The 18,534-nt window shown below is 57.5% G+C and carries 12 protein-coding genes and 1 pseudogene; 9 read left to right on the top strand and 4 right to left on the bottom strand.

What is annotated here, in order from left to right:
• Positions 1-184: pseudogene (locus tag EOB36_RS16910) on the bottom strand (calcium-binding protein); the annotation flags it as partial.
• Positions 185-436: 252 nt separating this feature from the next.
• On the bottom strand, positions 437-2,140 hold the full coding sequence (locus EOB36_RS16905; protein ID WP_128285280.1) for a calcium-binding protein: 1,704 nt from the start codon (positions 2,138-2,140) through the stop codon (positions 437-439).
• Between the two features lie 1,145 nt (positions 2,141-3,285).
• On the opposite strand from EOB36_RS16905, the gene EOB36_RS16900 reads away from it, so the two are divergent.
• The 7 genes from EOB36_RS16900 (at position 3,286) to EOB36_RS16870 (ending at position 13,405) form a co-directional block, all read left to right on the top strand.
• The gene (locus tag EOB36_RS16900) at positions 3,286-4,509 is read left to right on the top strand and encodes a glycosyltransferase family 4 protein (protein WP_095485555.1); all 1,224 of its coding nucleotides are present in this window, start codon (positions 3,286-3,288) and stop codon (positions 4,507-4,509) included.
• Complete coding sequence (locus EOB36_RS16895; RefSeq protein ID WP_128285279.1) at positions 4,506-5,774, top strand: polymerase; 1,269 nt, start codon at positions 4,506-4,508, stop codon at positions 5,772-5,774. The genes EOB36_RS16900 and EOB36_RS16895 overlap by 4 nt, the downstream gene beginning before the upstream one ends.
• A gap of 4 nt (positions 5,775-5,778) precedes the next feature.
• On the top strand, positions 5,779-7,776 hold the full coding sequence (asnB, locus tag EOB36_RS16890; protein ID WP_095485212.1) for an asparagine synthase (glutamine-hydrolyzing): 1,998 nt from the start codon (positions 5,779-5,781) through the stop codon (positions 7,774-7,776).
• Between the two features lies 1 nt (position 7,777).
• Complete coding sequence (locus EOB36_RS16885; RefSeq protein WP_128285278.1) at positions 7,778-9,997, top strand: exopolysaccharide transport family protein; 2,220 nt, start codon at positions 7,778-7,780, stop codon at positions 9,995-9,997.
• A 73-nt stretch (positions 9,998-10,070) separates the two neighbouring features.
• Positions 10,071-12,290, top strand: a complete 2,220-nt coding sequence (locus tag EOB36_RS16880; protein ID WP_095485210.1) for a lipopolysaccharide biosynthesis protein — start codon at positions 10,071-10,073, stop codon at positions 12,288-12,290.
• 36 nt (positions 12,291-12,326) lie between these two features.
• A complete protein-coding gene (locus EOB36_RS16875) occupies positions 12,327-12,638 on the top strand; it encodes a hypothetical protein (protein ID WP_128285277.1) in 312 nt (103 codons plus the stop codon).
• An 89-nt stretch (positions 12,639-12,727) separates the two neighbouring features.
• Complete coding sequence (locus EOB36_RS16870; protein WP_128285276.1) at positions 12,728-13,405, top strand: hypothetical protein; 678 nt, start codon at positions 12,728-12,730, stop codon at positions 13,403-13,405.
• A 270-nt stretch (positions 13,406-13,675) separates the two neighbouring features.
• On the opposite strand, the gene EOB36_RS16865 is transcribed toward EOB36_RS16870, so the two are convergent.
• Complete coding sequence (locus EOB36_RS16865) at positions 13,676-14,386, bottom strand: helix-turn-helix transcriptional regulator (protein WP_095485208.1); 711 nt, start codon at positions 14,384-14,386, stop codon at positions 13,676-13,678.
• Between the two features lie 307 nt (positions 14,387-14,693).
• On the opposite strand from EOB36_RS16865, the gene EOB36_RS16860 reads away from it, so the two are divergent.
• A complete protein-coding gene (locus tag EOB36_RS16860) occupies positions 14,694-16,391 on the top strand; it encodes a PAS domain S-box protein (RefSeq protein ID WP_348631803.1) in 1,698 nt (565 codons plus the stop codon).
• An 85-nt stretch (positions 16,392-16,476) separates the two neighbouring features.
• Here the strand turns inward: EOB36_RS16860 and EOB36_RS16855 are convergent, their stop codons facing one another.
• Positions 16,477-17,160, bottom strand: coding sequence for a response regulator transcription factor (locus EOB36_RS16855; protein ID WP_126106514.1), 684 nt, complete (start codon positions 17,158-17,160; stop codon positions 16,477-16,479).
• A 634-nt stretch (positions 17,161-17,794) separates the two neighbouring features.
• On the opposite strand from EOB36_RS16855, the gene EOB36_RS16850 reads away from it, so the two are divergent.
• On the top strand, positions 17,795-18,517 hold the full coding sequence (locus tag EOB36_RS16850) for a sugar phosphate nucleotidyltransferase (RefSeq protein ID WP_095485205.1): 723 nt from the start codon (positions 17,795-17,797) through the stop codon (positions 18,515-18,517).
• The last annotated feature ends 17 nt before the right edge of the window (positions 18,518-18,534 follow it).

Genomic DNA, 18,534 nt, shown 5'->3' with positions numbered 1-18,534 from the left:
TGAGAGGCGTTACCTTGTCGATAAAGGACTGGGTTACCCCGTTGCTCTCGCCGAGCCAGATCAGGGCCTTCGAGCCATCCGGCAATGCGTTGACCGATGACGCGTATTGAAGATCGACCAGGTTGAAACCAGCGGCCTTGGCCTGGGCGGCTGACGCGCCCCAAGTGTAGTGCATTGTGGCCATGCGAATATCCTCGTCTGATTCGATAGCCCCCGTTCCCCTGCCTACTCGACGGCCCATATTAGCGCCTAATCAATTAGCGACATGCCATTGATAGAATCATTGATCTTCGACGGAGCTGTCATGTGATTTGACTGACGGTCCGCGCCAGAGCATTCACGCTCGCCAAAGAGACAGGCTTCAAGGTGCAGTTTGTCCACCTGTCTCTGTAGGTGACCGCGGGCCCTGGCGCGGTCTCGTTTGCCGCTAGCTCCTTCAGGTCACAAAGAATGAGGCTGCGTTAAGCGACAGATCGGGTGAGAGAGTGGCGAACTGTGTTTGAGACGCACCGCCGATCCCGTCACTGTCGAAGGAGAGCGCTCCAGTCGAACTGTTGTAGATGATGTGGTCGGCGCTATCATCCGCGGCGCTACCCGCAAAGAAAGCGTCGGATGTGAGCGTGCCCAACTTGAGCCCGGCAAAAATCGCGTCGTCGAGGTGGATCTTGTTCTGGGACGGATTGAAGTCGGTAATCCTGTCGACATTGCCGTCACCAAGGGCGCTATTGAAGACAAAAATGTCGTTGCCGCCAAAGCCGCTCAACTTGTCGGCACCGCCGCCGCCGTTGATGACGTTGGCGCCGGCATTGCCCTGGATGGTTTGGGCCAATTCGTTGCCGGTCAGGTTGATTGCCGTGGTGCCGGCGTCCTTCGTGGTGCCAAGGACTTCAATCGAAGAGCCGGCTGAGAGCACATAGCTCACAGAGGTCCACACCCTGTCTTGACCTTGGCCAGAGGACTCGACCACCTCGTCGCCGGCATTATCGGCATAGTAATCGTCGTTGCCGCCAAAGCCGTTCAACTTGTCAGCACCGCCGCCGCCGTTGATGACGTTGGCGCCGGCATTGCCCTGGATGGTTTGGGCCAATTCGTTGCCGGTGAGGTTGATCGCCGTGGTGCCGGCGTCCTCAGTGGTGCCAAGGACTTCAATCGACGAGCCGGCTGAGATCGCATAGTCCACAGCGGTCCACACCCTGTCTTGACCTTGGCCAGCGGACTCGATCACCTTATCGCCGGCACTGTCGACATAGTAATCGTCGTTGCCGCCATCAGGCACGGGAGTAGGAGTAGGCGAAGCAAGGTCGGGCACGGGCGTAGGCGTAGCAACGTCAGGCACGGGCGTAGGCGTAGCGACGTCAGGCACGGGGGTAGGCGGAGCAACGTCAGGCACGGTGGTAGGCGTAGCAAGGTTGTGTTCCCGGAAAACAGCCTGCAGCTCCGGTGAGCTCTCAAGCGCGGTATCGCCTTCCTGTGAACCCCAGGCGTAGGCAAAGTCAAAGGCAGGATTGGGAACCAGCTGTTCCCAGTGGTCCATCATGGTCTCCAACTGATCCGTCGTCGGCATGACATATTTGCCGCCCGTGTTGGTCGTATAATTGCCGCCGCCAAAGGTCTGGTAGACCGGAACGATCGCGCTGGTCGGGATGCCCGACTCCACCGCTGCAGCCACGGTTCTGTCGATCATGTCGTAATCGACCGTTTCTGTGCCGGTGCGCACTGGGTACGGGTCTATTCCGAACAGATCGATATGCGTGTTGTCATAGTTGTAGGTGTTGGAAAAATCCGGATCGGCGGCAGACCCCATGTCCATCGCGGTGATGAAGGTCTTGGCTTCTGGCATACGAGAGTGGATCCAGTCGGATTCGGCTTTCAGATCCTCAGCGTCTACCTGTGTGTGGTATTGGCCGGTGGGATCCGGCTCGTCGACGAGAAAAAACCCAAATACCTTCGGATTGCCAAGGAAGGGGGTGACTTTGTCGATAAAGGACTGAGTTACGCCCTCGCCCTCGTTGAGCCAGACCAAGCCCTTCGTGCCATCCGGCAGCTCGTTGACCTGATCAACGTATTGAACGTCAACCAGATTGAAGCCGGCGCTTGCGACTTCGGTGGCGGATCCACCCGCTGCAAAATGAAGTGCCATTTATATTCCTTTTTCTTAGCGCCCCGCGGTGCCTGCCTACTAGACGGCGTATATTAGCAACAAATCAAATACCCGCACCCTTCTGATAGATTCGTTGATCGCCGACAGGATTGCCGCACGGAAGCGAAAATTCTACTTCTGACTACCGACCGGTTCGAGATCAAAAAAAGCGTTTTTTCATCGCAGTCTCTAAACGCCTATTAAGATAAACTATATTTTCAGCGAATTGACCCTTGGTAAATATTTACGTTAACTCGCCTTCAAAGATACTTTGCTACGAGTGGCGTGGCTTTTAATGTGATTTGGATGGCGCCGAAGCTGGCAGGTCATGACGGTGCCTTGGCGGCGCTGACCCCGCTGAAGTGGCGTGGCAAAAATCGGATTTTTGACTGCCGACAACTAGAGGTCATAAATAGAACGGCAGGCAGAATAGCTCTTCTGCACAATATGCGCACTTGCCTGCGAGCAAATCCGATCACGTTAAGCTAGGTTCTGGGCCAGGCCACGTCCTCTGCTGTCGCAACCAAATTTGTTGTGGACACATTGGGCGGGTGCTCGCCCACAACCGATACAACTGACGTTGCCAACATCGGAGTAGTCGAGTTTGGCTTACCTGCCAGTCGCGGGAAGGCAGCTTCTGCCGAGACGGATGTGGCTGAGATGCGGCTCAACCAGCATACCGAGGCACCCCATGATCAGAACGATGCTCAGACCGGCAAAGCACCGGCCCAGACCGAGGTCTGACAACGGACGGTTATCAGAGCGCAGTATTCGGTTGCCCGCCATGGGCGAATGTGCCCGCAGGATTCCTCAACTTCCACGCGTAAATGACCCCGCCACCCCCTCATTGCGCAGGAGGATATGCGCGTCAAGACGGCCCGCCATACGGCCTCGGTACCACACCTGTGCAGGTCCTTGGTGCGGATTGTCGCGCCAAGCCGGGAGACCTAACGGCCTGAAGCTCGCAACACCTTGATCCAAATGCGGTTTGCCTCATTCAAACAGACGAGGACAGTAGGCAAGCCTGCCCTTACCGTGACTTGGCATCTTACGCGCAGAAGAAGCGAAACCAAGATCATGAAGGCAGAATCAAAAGCCGGCCACTTCCCGCGATTGGGAGACGGCGCATGGTCGGGAGAGGCAGGATGAACCCGCATCTCATGTGCGTGGGAGGCGAGGATCACGCCTTAAGAATTCCGTTCCTGATGTCGCTGCGCGAAAGGGGTTTTCGGGTCACTGCCGTCTCCAGTGGTGCTGAAGCCGCGTTTTTGCGACATGGCATTCCGCATCGCAGCTATGGTTTCGACCGATTTGCCAGCAGTAGCGGGGGATGGGGGGCCATCAGAGCGATTCGAAAATTAATGTCGGAACTGCGACCGGACATTGTCCAAAGTTTCGACACCAAGCCGAACCTGCTGACGCCGCTTGCGGCGCGCGGGAAGGTTCCAGTGATCCGCACGATCAATGGTCTGGGCTGGACATTCTCGTCGCTGGAGCCACGGGCTCTGGCCCTACGTCCAATCTTTTGCGGCCTGCAATGGCTCTCGTCCTTCTGGACGGCTGCGACGGTCTTCCAAAATCAGGACGATCAGGCTTTCTTTGAGCGCTACCGACTAATCCGACGCGGCAGCGGGCGGCTGATCCGCAGTTCTGGAATCGACGTCGATGCGTTCGCCATGGCAAGGCACCTTGCCCCGTCGGCGATGAAAATGCGCGAAGAGTTTGGGCTCCAGTCCGCCGAAGTCGTAATTTTCGTTGGCCGGCTGACCCGCCAGAAGGGCATCCCGACACTCCTCAAAGCAGTTCCACGCATCCTGTCAAAAAGGCCTGATGCACGTTTCGTGCTTGTCGGCCCATGGGAATCTGAGGGGCCCTTTGCCGTCGATAAATCGGATATCGATCAATATGCACCCCATGTCATAGCCTTGGGTCCACGACGCGATGTTCCAGCCCTTCTTGGCATGGCCGATCTGTTCGCCTTTCCGACGCAATATCGGGAAGGGATTCCGCGCGTCTTGCTCGAGGCAGGACTGGCGGGATTGCCTATCGTCGCCTCAAGGATGCCTGGCTGCAATGACGTGGTTGAGGACGGATGGAACGGCTATCTCGTCCCACCGCACGATGCTGATGGGCTTGCGTCTCGAATAATAGACATCTTGTCCGACCGCGGCCGTGGAAAGGTCATGGGCGGTCGTTCCGTCGAACTGGTCCGGGAGCAGTTCGCGCTGCCGCGGGTGGTCGATCAGTATTGCGATCTGTACAAAAATGTCCTTAGCGCCGAATCCCACGGCGGTCTTGCTCGACCGGCGTCCCCGGTCTTGCTCAAAGAAAATGCCGCAAACCGCGAATTGGGTGGAGCGCCCCGATGATCCGGAGCGCGTTGCTGGCCGCCGGCATTTCGATGGGCTATGCGGCGCAGATCAGTGTTCCGGGACTGCACCTTGGATATACCGAATTGTTCCTATCGCTCTGGATCATGCTGTCGATCGGGCGCGTAGTCGTTGGTGGTCGCCTGGAGGCGACGCCGGCCCTGTTCCGTCTTGTGACCTTCTGGCTGATCATGACGTTTGCTCAGGGGGTCGGGGCCCTTGTCGGTTTGCTGACCACGACGGTTCTGGACCTCTCGGGGCCGATTCACGACACAATGGCCTACCTGCTGTTGGCCAGCGTCACCTGCCTGGCCGCTGCGGAGCCCGACGCTGGTCGCCATCTGCGCCGCACTGCCTGGTGGGCGATCGGGATAGTGAGTGCATGCTTTACCTTTCAGCTGGCACTTGGGTGGGGTTGGATCCACCAATCCGGTGTCAATCCCTGGTTCTGGAATCGCTTCACCGGCTGGTCCGAGAATCCGAACCAACTCGCGATCTATTGTGCACTTTTTGGCCCCCTGGCCTTACATCTTGCGACGACCACAAGCAGTCCATGGGGAAGGTTGTTTGGGTTCAGCAGCCTTGTACTGACCGTCTATGTCGGAAGGCTGACAAGGAGTGATGCGTATCTTCTTACAAGCGTCCTGACCTGCCTGATATTTCTAGGGCTGCGGGTTCGGACATGGCTCACGACCGGTGACAAGGTCGGCGTTTCCCGGCAAGTCGCCGTGCTCTTGATGATCGGCTTCCTCCCCCTGGCGATGTCGATGACGCCTTACGTGCTCAAGGACATGAGCAGCGTCGAAAATTTCGCCAAGAGCCTCAGCAAGGGGGGGGGCGGCGAGGAGACCGCCTCAACCGCTACACTTCGCGTCAGGCTCTGGGGTGATGCAGTCTACAAGGGCGTGACGTCAGCGTCACTTGGCCTCGGTCCCGGCCCGCATGTGGCCCGCCCCTCCGTCTACTATCGGCAGTTTCTGCCCGAACCTTTCGAGGCCCACAACACGGTACTCGATCTGTACACTCAAGGTGGTCTGATTGCGATCCTGGCCCTGTTTTGGATCGTCGGCTCGGCCGCCATGTCAGCATGGCGTGCGAAGCTCGACGCGCTTTTTGCGCTGGTGGTGGCGATCATGATTTACGGGTTTCCGCACCTGATCATCCGCCACCCGATCGTTTGGTTTGGGCTGACCCTCTGTCTCGTTGCCGGAACGCCGCGAGCAGCTTCGGTATCTTCTAGAAAAACATCCACGGACTTGGGGTGACGGGATGTGTGGGATCACCGGAATTCTTCTTGCAACCGATGCGGCCAGTGCGAAGCCGCTGAGGGCAATAGCGCAAATGACGACAGCCCTTCGTCATCGTGGGCCTGATGGCTACGGCTTCTGGCGAGATCGGGAAGCCGGCGTTGCCTTCGGCCACAGGCGTTTGGCCATCGTCGACTTGTCGGAAGCAGGACACCAGCCGATGCATTCGGCAACTGGCCGATATGCCATCACCTTTAACGGCGAAATATACAATTTCCACGACCTGCGCCGCGAACTTGAAGGCGCGGGCCATCGTTTCCGCAGCACCTGCGATACCGAGGTCTTGCTGTGCGCGATTGAGAGTTGGGGGCTCGATGCCGCACTCAAGCGCTTCGCCGGCATGTTCGCCTTTGGATTGTGGGACAGGGAGACCAGGACCCTTCATCTCGCCCGCGATCGAATGGGCAAGAAGCCGCTTTACGTTGCTTCAACACGCGACGCGCTCGTTTTTGCCTCCGAGTTGAAGGCGATCAACTGCTTTCCAGGTTTCTGTCAGGAACTCGATCTCGATGTCGCCACGACGATGCTGTCGAGGGGATGGGTACCGGATGACAAGTGCATCTGGCGAGGCGTATTCAAGCTGCCGCCTGGTTCGGTACTGTCCGTAACGGCCGCAAATTTTACCGAGGCGCGCAGTGCCGCGTCGCTTTCGGATCGCATCCGGTACTGGTGGTCGCTGGCCGACACCGCCACGAAGGGTAGGGCGGACCCGATTGTCGGCACCGATGAAGAACTGACGAATGAGCTCGATGTCCTGCTTCGACTTGCCGTTCGGGAGCGCATGATCGCTGACGTCCCGCTGGGAGCCTTCCTGTCGGGGGGGATAGACAGTTCAGCCGTTGTTGCCCTGATGCAAGCGCAGTCGGAGAAGCCGGTGCGCACATTCACCATAGCTTTCGGAGAGTGCGGGTTCGATGAGGCTCCGCACGCTGCGGCGGTCGCCCGACATCTGGGCACCGACCATACCGAACTCCACCTTTCCAGCGCGGCCGCGCAGGAGGTCATTCCAGAACTGCCGCAAATTTGGGACGAACCGTTCGGCGACGAATCGCAGATACCAACTCTGCTCGTGGCGAGGCTCGCTCGCCAGCACGTTACGGTGGCTCTGACGGGCGACGGCGGCGACGAATGCTTCGCCGGCTACGCTCGCCACCTTATGGCGGCTCGAGCGAGACGACTGCATACGCTGCCGTCGCCGCTGCGTCAGACGCTTGCTGCAGGTGTTGGATTGCTTGCTCGTGCAGCCCGTCACGATCTCGTCGGTAAGCTGCCGCTTTCGGTGCATGCCCGGCACGCGCTGCGGAGCGACCGGTTGGATCGCCTGGCTCGGCTGCTCGCAGCGGCAGATGAGAACGAATTGTATCAGCGGCTCAGTGGATCATCGACCGAGAACCTCACCCATCAGAAAACACCCGTATCGGTTCAGGGCGAACCTCCGTTTGATGATCTGCTGTCCCGTCTCTTGTACGATGACATGGTCGGCTACCTGCCTGGCGACATAATGGTGAAGCTGGATCGCGCCAGCATGGCCGCCGGCCTCGAGGGACGATGCCCGCTTCTCGACCATCGCGTTGTCGACTTCGCCTGGCGCCTACCGGCGGACGTAATGGTGCGCCACGGCAAAGGCAAGTGGCTCCTTCGTCAGTTGCTGCATCGGTATGTTCCCGAGCGGCTGATCGATCGTCCGAAGCAAGGTTTCGATGTTCCCATAGCAGTCTGGCTGAGAGGTCCGCTGCGCATCTGGGCCAGCGATGTTCTCACCGACATGCGCCTCTCCGGAGACGGGATATTCGACTTTGCAAAGGTCGAGGCGTGCTGGCGAGATCACTTGGATGGAAGGCAGGATCATTCTCGTGATTTGTGGGCGGCGTTGATGTTCCAGGCTTGGCGCAACGAGGCCCGTAGGGCACCGGCGCCAGCAACGAACCTGCGTCGCGTGTTCGAACTGGCAGGAGTGTAAGATGGAAGGTTCCATAGTCAGCCGCAAGCAACTTCCGCGCGCCACTGAGATGCACGTTGCCGCGCACGAGACCAGGCCGCGCATGAGGCGCCCGCTGCCTGAGCCGATGGACACGCAGGCCCCGATCCATCAGCTACTCACGACCATCGCGAGGAGAAAATGGTTCCTGCTCGCCATGGTAGCCCTGGGCGGTGTTTTGGCCGGGCTTGCGGGTTTGGCAGTTCCCGTCGGGTATGAGGCGAGCACGCAAGTTATTCTCGATGCTCCGAGCAGGAACGGGCCCGCCGGCGCGGAACCCGCCTCGGAGATGCTGGATGCCAGCATTGACGACAATATAACCATGCTGTTGTCGCAAGGAAACCTGCGACGCGTGATGGCAGCGCTGCGCAAGACGGAGGCTGGCAGTACTACTGAACAAGGTGATGCCGGAACTGGAAATTCTCGTCCCAACCCCGCTCGTGGCGACCGGCCGAATTTGCGCTCATTTGCAGACGGTCTGTTGGGCGGAATTTTGCCGCAGAGCAAGCCGGACGCTGCGGATGCGGCTGAACTAAAGGCGTTGCGGAAGGGCATGAGGGTTGGCCAGGAGCTGCGATCGAGAGTCATCAGCATAGGCTTTACCGATCCGGATCCGGCGCGAGCCGCAATGGTAGCTAATACATTCGCCCAATCGTACATCGACGATCTCGCAAAGAGACGTCAGGCAGCGGACAGAGTGGAACTCACCTCGATAGTCGCTGCCCTGCCAGGTGTGCAACGCGATCTGGCAGCAGCGACCGATCGCCTGGAAAAGTATCGGCTGAGCCATGGTGCAATCGACCAAGGTGCTGCGGACAACGCCGCTAAGGAGACGGCTGAACTCAGCCAGCAGATTTCCTTGTCGAAAGCAGATCTCTCCGCCACGGAATCTCGCCTTCGACGTATTCAGGAACTGCGAAAGGAGGGGGCATCGGTCGCCTCGCTCGCTCAAGCCATCGGATCGCCGGTGTTGGCCGAATTGGCGGCTCGCCAGGCCAATGACGCGGCAGATAAAAATCTGCGCGATGCGATCAATCGCGAGATCGAACAAGCCACCGCTCGGATCGCAGCGGAGGCCAGCATCTACCGTGCCCAAATTGCAGCTCTGGAAAGCCGCAAGGATGTGCTCGATGCGGTTGTGGCCGATACCGCGGGCCGGCTGTCCGGGCTGCGTGCGCTGGAGCCGCAGGTCAGTATCTTGACGCAACGATACAACCAGCTTCTGACCCAACAACAGGAATTGATACGGCGCATCGCAACTCCCTCGGCCGGAGTGTCGGTCCTTTCGGCGGCATGGCCGCCGACGAATCCAAAGACCCTGTCGCCGATTTTCCTTATTCCACCCGGTATGGTTGTGTTTGGGCTTCTTGGCGGCGTCTTCGTTGTTATTCGCAACCGCCTCGATCAGACCTTGCGCGGCGAGGCCGAAACTGAAGCAGCGCTCGGGGTTCCATGCTTGGGGCTGATACCACAAGCTCCCACGATGCACGCCAAGCGGCTGAAGCAGCTGGTTTTAGCGCAGCAGAGGTCCAGATACAGCCGCGCCGTGACGTCCCTGCTTATCGCCGCGGCGCCCAAGCAAGCGGGGGATCGCTCGTCGCACGTCATTCTCGTAACGTCCAGCGTCCAGGATGATGGCAAGACCGAGCTTGCATGGAGCCTGGCCTTGGCAGCCACCCGACTGGGGGGACGAGTGCTTTTCCTCGATCTTGACCGTACGGGCGCCCGCCTCACGAACGAATTCCTGGACGAATTCAAGGCTCTCAAGCCTCACTTTTTCTTCGGAGACTATGTGAGTGAACGCTGTGCCTTGCGCGATGCAATCGCGGGAATGCCTGAAATCGGAATCGACTTCATGGCTCTCGCACCCTCGGAGGATCTGCTGGCATTGCTTTCCACGGCCGACAGTTCCCTGTTCACGGATGAGCTGCACTCGATCTACAGCGTCGTCATCATAAATGGACCGGTGGGACTTGGAGGACCGGAGGCCGGGCTTCTGACTGGCTGGGCTGATGCGGTTCTTTTCGCCGTTCGCTGGGGCAGGACGCGACGCAGCATGGCGCGTGGGGTTTTGGAAACGCTTGCGAGCGATGCGTCGGTTTCGGTCCCTGTGGGGAGCGTTCTCACGCAGGTTAATCTCAAGAAGCATGCCAGTTACCAGTTCGGGGACAGTGCTGATCTTTTGCTTGAGGAACCATCATGAGCGTCACAAGCGGACGTCGAAGCAACGACGGTCGCGGAAATCGCGCGGGTATTGCCACGATCGGATTGGACCCATGATCATTGAACTCTTCGGACCGCCTGGATCCGGCAAGAGAACGTTCGCTCACGCCCTTGCCCGGCGACTGCGCGGGGAGGGGTACCAGGTCACGGTCGCCCTCAGTCACCGGCCTCGCGAGAGGGGATCGAGCGTCGATCTCGGAATCTTCCTGGCAATTTTCAGGATCATATCGGCAATATTTTCAACATCAAAAATCCTGCTTTCTCCAAGAGGCAGGATCAAGGATCTTTCAACGTCCCTTTCCATAATAAGAATGATGCCGCCAAAAAAACGAATATGGCGAGCTCGGCTCTGGCAGCACATTTTGAAGCTTTCGCGCCGCTGGGATGAGGCGAAGCAATCCAGAGATGTGGTCATATTCGATCAGGGCTACGTCCAGGCGATCGCGTCGCTGGCAATGTTCAATGGAACCGCAGACAGGGCCGCCCTCGCAAAGGCGCTCAGCCTCGCGCCCGCGGCTGATTTCACGCTCAGAGTTGTTGCGCCACGCGCGATCGTGGAGACACGCTTGCAGCAGCGGATGGAGCATGAAGCGCCTGCCGAACGAATTTTCGAGGCAGATTTTGACACAAACATGCGCGCTTTTGGGGTGTTTCAAAGCATAAATGAAATCCTTGTCGCGTCCGACCGAAAAATCATTCCGATCCAAACTCTCGACGATCAGTCGTCGTTAGAAGGCATTCAATGTGTCGAGCGGAAGATAATCTCGAAAATTGTGGAAGCCGGAGGTGGACCTGCGGCCAAAGCCAGCCAAGACCACGAGACATTCGACGCTGACCCAAGCGACATCGACGATTGTAATCCTGTGAAGACCGCACGAACCTCTGTGGCCTCTCTTGCCGCGGTGGATATAGTTTTGTCTCACAAGAAAGACATGGGCCGGAGCCTCGGCTACGCCAGTATTTTCGCTCTGATGATCTATATCGGCGGTGCTGGGTTGACCAGCTTGGCGCAGTTGTTGATTGCGCGCCTCGTCGGTTCCACCAGCTATGGCATCTATTCCTATGTCCTGGCCTGGACCTCCGTGCTCGGCTATCTTGCAACGCTTGGTTTCAATATTTCCTTACTGCGCTTCGTGTCCACCTATAGGGCAAACGGGCGGCTTGACCTGGCACATGGTGTAGTCAGGTTCGCTCTGCAAAGATCGCTGGCGGCGGCGACACTGTTCGGCATGATCGGCGCCGTTCTGATCTTTTTCTTTTCAGATCCCTCCCACAAGGAACTTGAAATCAGCCAGCTCCTTGGCATGGCCGCGGTCCCCTTGGTCACCGCTTCCGCATTGGGCGCAGCACTTATCCGTGCCTTCGGCGGTGGTGTCTCAGCCCTTTTGCCGGAACGCATCGTGCGCGACGGCCTGTTGTTGATGTTGCTGGGAGTCGCGGCCTTTTCCGGATCATGGACCCTCAACGCACCCTTGGTGATGCAGGCGGTGCTGGCAAGTTCGGGCATCACGGTCGGACTGGTGTTCATCATGGTGGCAAAATTTCAGCCGCCTGGGTTGCGGCACACTCAACCCAGCGACGCGTCGCAAGAGTGGTGGGCGGCGGTTCCACCAATCATGCTCATGGCTGGGCTCGATATTTTCATCAGTCGGGCTGGGGTTATGGTGCTCGGCTGGACAGGTCATATTCGAGACGCAGGAATCTTCGCCTTGGGACTGAACGTCGCGTTGCTTGTGAGTCTTGCCCTCGTGGCCGTCGGCGTGATGTTTTCGCCGGCAGCGGCTGCCCTTCATACCCGAGGCGATCGGAAGGGTCTGCAGCAGTTGTTTTCACGAGCCGCCATACTTTCCGCCGCCGGCGCCATAGCGATGGCTATCCCGCTGGTTGTGATTGTTAAACCTCTCATGAACTGGTTCGGTGACGATTTCAGCACAGGAGCACCCATCGCGCGGGTACTGATCTTCGGGTATGTCTTTGTCGCGCTGTGCGGGCCCCAGCTGAATCTCTTGACCATGACCGGAAACGAATGGGCAGCAGCAGCAGCCATGATCGTTGGCGCGACTGCCGGCATCATAGGCTGTGCGGCAGGAATCGAGCTTTACGGTCCGCTGGGCGCCGCAGTAGGCTTGGCGCTTGCATTGGCCGTTTGGAACGTGGTTATGGCAATCTATATCAGCAAACGACTGAAGATCATGCCTGCGCTGATCTTTGCGCTAGCGTCGTTCAGAGCAAGCGCAGTCGACGGCCGGCAACGGTATTGGTTCATGCGCTGATCGCGCGAGAGTATCGCCACCAACGGATTCGACCCCATGATCATTGAGATCTTCGGACCGCCCGGATCTGGCAAGACAACGTTTGCTCACGATCTTGCCCGGCGACTGCGCAGGGAAGGATACCACGCCGAGGTTGTCCTCAGTTACCAGCCTAGCACCAGGGAAGGAAGGTTCGATCTGGGAATCTTCCTGTTCATTTCCAGAATTCTGGCTGCGGTATTTTCAACTTCAAAAATATTGCTTTCTCCGAGAGGAAGAAGCAATCTTTCGACATCCCTTTTCCATGATCAGAATTCTTCCGCCAAAAAAAACGAATGTGGCGCGCCCGGCTCGGGCAATATATATTGAACCTTTCGCGCTGCTGGGATCAAGCGAAGCAATCTAGAGACGTAATAATATTCGATCAGGGCTATGTCCGAGTGATTGGGTCCCTGGCAATGTTCAACGAAACCGCAGACAATGTCACGCTTGCAAAGGCGCTCAGCCTAGCGCCAGTCGCCGATTTCACGCTCCGAGTTGTGGTGCCACAAACGATCGTGGAGACACGCTTGCTGCAGCGGATGGAGCATGAACCGCCTGCAGAGCGAATTTTCGAGGCAGATCTCGATACGAACCTTCGCGCTTTTGGGGTGTTTCAAACCATAAATGACATTCTCGTGCAATCGAACCGAAAAATAATTCCAATCGAAACGCTCAGCAACCAATCATCGTTAGAGAGCATTCAGTCAGTCGAGCAGAAAATAATCTCGAAGAGCTTGCAGACCGGAGGTGGACCTACGGCCAAACGCGGCCAAGGCCATGAAAGGCTCGACGCTGACGCAAGCGATATTGACCATCGCAGCGATCCGAAGTCCACCCGAGTCTCCGCGGCCTCCACCGCTCCAGCGGATATAGTTTTGCCCTACAACGAAGACATGGGTCGGAGCTTTGGCTACGCTAGCATCTTCGCTCTTTTGATCTATATCGGTGGTGCGGGGTTGACCAGCTTGGGCGCAGCTGTTGATTGCGCTGTAGCCAGGTTTGCTCTGCAAAGATCCCTGGCGGCGGCGACACTGTTCGGCATGATCCGCCGCTTTGACCTTTTTCTTTTCAGATACTGCTCGCAAGGAACTTGAAATCAGTCAAATTCTTGGCATGGCAGCAGTGCAACTGTTGGCCCCCGAGCGTCAGCGGCGGGGTCTCTAACGGGACAACACGTTCAAACCGAATTCGAAGGGCAACTTACTGGAACAGTTCCAAATTCCGGTTGCCTGAATCCTGTTGGATGCCGGCGCCCGGATCCCGAAAAGCGCAAACCGGCTTTCAGGAAAGATCATGGCAAAATAACAAGTTTAGAGTTCCATCCCGATTCTATCGGGATGGAACATGCTCTAGGCGGCAGCCCCTTATGGCAAGACCGAAATGCGCCCCAGAAGAGCCACCAGTTCCGCCTGACGTCTCGTCTCTGTCTTGGCGAAAAGCGAGGCAAGCTGTGAGCGGATCGTTGTGCGGCTGAGGCGCCAACTGCGGGCGATCTCCAACGGCGCATCGCCCTGAGCCAAGCGCAACGCCAAGTGTGTTTCTGCGCTCGTCAAGCCAAACATCCTTTGCAGTGTCTGAGGATTTGGTCCCGATCTGTTCTCACGGTCCAGCAATGCCACGATGCTGGTTCCGTCAGGAGCGATAAGTCCGTTCTCTTTCAGTATCACCGGCCTGTCGCCTCTGCTGCGGATCACCACCCAAGACAGTGAGCCCGGCAGGAAATGAGCCGGAACATTTGCGATCAGCCGCCTTAGAGCTATCGAAAGCCCACCGGCTGTTTCAGCCGCTTCGCCCTGGCGCTCCAGCGTGGTTTGAGCGGCTGCGTTCCATTCGATTACTTTTCTTTCGCGGTTCAGCACGAGATAGCCACAGCCGATGCGATCAAGCATGCCGGTGATGGATTCCAGGCTGCGTCTCCTTGGTTCGTCGACCCCTGCGTCCGCACGATCTGCTGCACGCGCTGAAGGATAAGCATATGAGGGCCGCGCCATCTTCGCCTCAGCGTTATACTTGGCGCCCATCGCAATGTATCGGTTGCCCGCAACAGCATCACTGTGTCTATCGATCAGAGTCATTTTTCCAACCTTCCCCAAGGTTCACTATCCCGAAACAAATTGTCCGGGATTTACAAACAAACTTTTATGTATAGGGCTCACAAAAATGGGCCCTATCTAACTTAAAATTCGATATATTCTGAGGAGTTCTGACCAAGTCATGCTCCCCCGCCCTGATAAAATGCGCGCTGTGATAGTGGTATGGCAATCCGGCAGTCGTACTAGGTTGTACGTTTTTTGCTCTAGTCTCGACGGCCTAGTTAAAAGGTTGTAGCCTATGCCTATGAACTCGCATTCTCGCAGGTGGAATTCGGACCCGTCAGCCAGATTGCTAACTCATATTGCGTCCGCATCGGTACTAGTCGCCACACTGATATTCGAAACAAAAGCGTCAGTATACATTGGGGAAGGCTCGAGTTTTCTAGAGTTTATTCCAGCTATTATTATCATTTCCTATCTTGAAGATCGCGCGCCCGCGCTTGCCGCGACGATCCTGATGGTGGCAGCCGGCCTATGGGCACGGGGTACCCTGCATGGTCAGATCTCCAGCGAAGATTGGGCGCGCGCCATCCTGCTTCTGGTTTCGGGCGGGGTGATTGCCATGACGTTCCATCGGCTGCGCCAGGACTTGCGTGAGCTGCTGGAAATCGCCGAGGTCAGGCTCTCCGCCGTCGAAGCAACCGAGAGCCGCTACCGTTGGGCCTTCGAACGTGCTGCCATGGGATTTGCAAACACCAACGAGGATGGTGAGCTGCTGCAATCCAACAGACGTCTTTGTGAGATGACAGGTTACAAGGAGGAGGAGCTTGCCCATTTGCGGCTCAGGACACTCGTTCATCCGGCCGACCGCGATGCCTTGGCGCAGTTGTTGGCGGGCCTGGGTAACGACAGTGCTTCGTTCGCTTCGGAGGTTCGTCTGACACGAAAGGACGGCACGGCATTCTGGGCTCGGCTAACCCTGTCTTCGTCCATGCCCGATGGGGTGCTCTTAGAGAGCATCTTCGTGGTGGTCGACGATATTTCGGAACGGCGGGCTGCACACGAAGCGCTTCGGGCTCAGAAGGAGTGGCTAGATCTCGCTTTGTCTGCTGGACGCCTGGCCACGTGGCGGATCGACCTTAAAGACGGGATCGTCACCGGCTCGGGCACGTTCTGGGACATTCTCGGGCTGCCCCCAGCGGCTAGCCGCCGCCTCGAGGACCTGACGGCCGTCATCCATCCGGCGGACTGGCCAAAGCTGTTGGCATCGAGAAAGCTCGCATCGGTCACGAACTACGACGTCGAGATTCGCGTCCGACGACCGGACGGCCATATCCGCTGGGTTGCCTTACGCGGAAGGGAAGAGAAATACGATGATCGTCTACAGCGGCTCGGAGTGGCCGCCGACCTGACGGAGCGGCGACAAACCACACTGCTGCGCGCCGCGGCAAAGAAGCGGGAGCGCATTATGCTGGAACAACGTCACAGATTCAGCAACCTGTTCCCAGTGATCACGGCGCTCGTGAACATGGTCGATGTTCCCGAAAACAATGTCGCCAAGTACAAGGAGACGCTCATCGACCGGATTCGTGCGCTCGAAGCAACGCATCTGCTGCTGTCACGCAACGGCAATGCGTCGGGGATGCTCCACGATCTCGTTGTCCAGGAGTTGCAGCCGTATATGGGGACACGCGACATATCGATCAGCGGCCCCTCCGTGGTGATATCAGGCGGCGCTGCCGAGAGCTTTGCGATGATTGTTCACGAGCTGACGACCAATTCCTTGAAACATGGAGCGCTTGGCGATCCAAAAGGCCGGATCGAAGTAAATTGGACGTTCGCATCGGAAGATGCGGGCAGTGACATCGTGTTCAATTGGGTGGAATCGGGGCGGCGGCGGACTTCAAGCGTTGTCCGTCATGGTTTTGGTTCCATGATAATCGGGGTGGATGGGGCGCCGCTTGTCGGTCACTCCCCCAAGCTGGAAATATCGGATCGCGGGCTGCGATATTCGCTACGGCTGTCACGCAAGGAAATCGGCCCCTAACGCATCCGCTCAAAAATCGAAATCGATTTTTGGAAAGCACGATGCGTAGAGCGTCCTTTGCGCGCCCAAAAGGAAGCACGGCGCTCTAATTGATATTGTTGATATTGCTCGTAAGCCAGGTCTTCAGCATCACGGCAGCTTCGGTCCGATTGCGTACGCCAAGCTCACGCAGAACCGCAGCGGCATGGATTTTCGTCGTCGCTTCTGCGATTTCCAGATCGCGCGCGATTTCCTTGTTCGAATACCCTTCCGCCATCAGCTTGAGGACTTCCTTTTGCCTCGAGGTCAGCCTGCCCAGATTGCCGCTGGTGGTACGTCGATGTGGGATCTGCTCAGGGGGCGTAGGTGCGTGAGTTGCTTGCGCTGCACCCGGGCGTGAAAGAAGTGCAGGGACGTAGATGCGGCCCGAGAGAATTTCGTTGACGGCCATAACGACCTCCTCGTCTCTCTGCGACTTAACGATATAGCCGTGAAGTCCGATCGAAAGAGCCGTCAGTATCTCCGAGCGTGAATCGTTCCCGGAAACGATCGCAAATCGTGTATCCGGATAAGCCGACAGAATGCCGCTGAGCACTTCCTGATTGAACAATCCCGGCATGTTCAGGTCCAGGATCGCAAGATCAACGGACGCCTGTTCCGCCAGCAGACTAAGTACGGCATCGAAACACGACGCCTCAAATATCTCTACACCCGGAATGCCTGCGGTCAGTGCCAACCGCAAGCCACGACGATACAAGCCGTGATCGTCGGCGATGACGATTCGATACATTTGAACTACCCCAACGAAACCTGGAATGATTGAACGGTGATGGCCTTAAAGTCTGGCCAACCACTCGTCGATTCACCCAGTCAACACCCGCAGTGCCCCAACACCGCAAGCGTCATTTGCTAATATAATCCTAAATAACGGGAAACGCTCCTCTTATTTTTGAACCCTGCGAACGGAATCGGCTGACCTGTCGAATATCCGTTCTCAACCTCCAAGACCCGCGTCCCAACAGCTCGCTTCGATGCCACCACCACGCAATTGCCGGGTTGCCGTAGATCGTTCCGGCAATTGGTGGATATTTGGCTCATTGCAAGCACTCATTCGGGTTTGCCGGTCTCACGGCCACAAGCCGATCGGCCAAGAACTGACCGCTGAAGCGTGCTCCGAACCTGCCTCTGCGACAGCATGCCAGCCTTCATCGATCAGTGCGGTCATTGAATACCAGAATGTCTGAATCGCTACCATTCGAATGCACGACGACATCCCCCCCGACGGCCTCATACCATCAAGCTGCAAATATCCGGGTCAAGGTCGGCGGGAAGGCTCACCGGTTTTTAAGAGAACAAGAAAGCAACTTTCCGGATGCTGCGGCCGTGACGACAGCGCTGAGTTCGAGTGAACGTGGGAGGATCAGATGAAAGCAGTGATTCAATGTGGTGGAATGGGGACACGTCTTCGCCCCTTCACATCGGTCTTGCCGAAGCCGCTCATGCCGATTGGTGCCCGGCCGGTTCTCGAGATGCTTCTGAAATGGCTGCGACGCAATGGCATCCAAGAAGTCTACATCACAACCGGGTATCTCGGCCATTTGATCCGCACCGTGTGCGGAGATGGCTCGCAGTGGAACCTGAAAATTCGATACACGCAAGAAATGGAGCCGCTTGGCACCATCGGACCGCTTTCTTTGATCAGAGATGAGCTGACAGAGCCGTTCATAGTTCTCAACGGGGATGTCCTCACGGATCTAAGTCTCAGTCGATTTGTGGCAGCCCACCGCAAGCACAACGATCCGGTGACGATCGCCACAGCCTGCCGCCTGATCAAGATGGACTTCGGCGTCATCGATGAAGTCGACAATAGGGTGCAGATCTTTCGCGAGAAGCCGACGCTTTCGCACCTGGTCAGCATGGGAATCTACTGCATGAACCCAGACGTTCTGCAGTTTATTCCATCTGGCATTCCCTTCGGGTTTGACGACCTGATGCTGCAGATGATGCAGAACGGCACCACCGTCCACGTGTACAAGCATGATGGTCTCTGGCTCGATATCGGGCGCGTCGACGATTTCCAGAACGCGCAAGCCATTTCCTGGGAAGACCAGTCGGCCTCGATCGAGGTCACTGCCACGGCCGCATGACGAGATCACGAAGCCGA

This window comes from Mesorhizobium sp. M6A.T.Cr.TU.017.01.1.1 (assembly GCF_004023115.1).
GTDB classification, from domain to species: Bacteria; Pseudomonadota; Alphaproteobacteria; order Rhizobiales; family Rhizobiaceae; genus Mesorhizobium; species Mesorhizobium mediterraneum.
The sequence above is the reverse complement of the archived record's forward strand: the minus strand, read 5'-3'. Positions and strand labels throughout refer to the sequence as shown.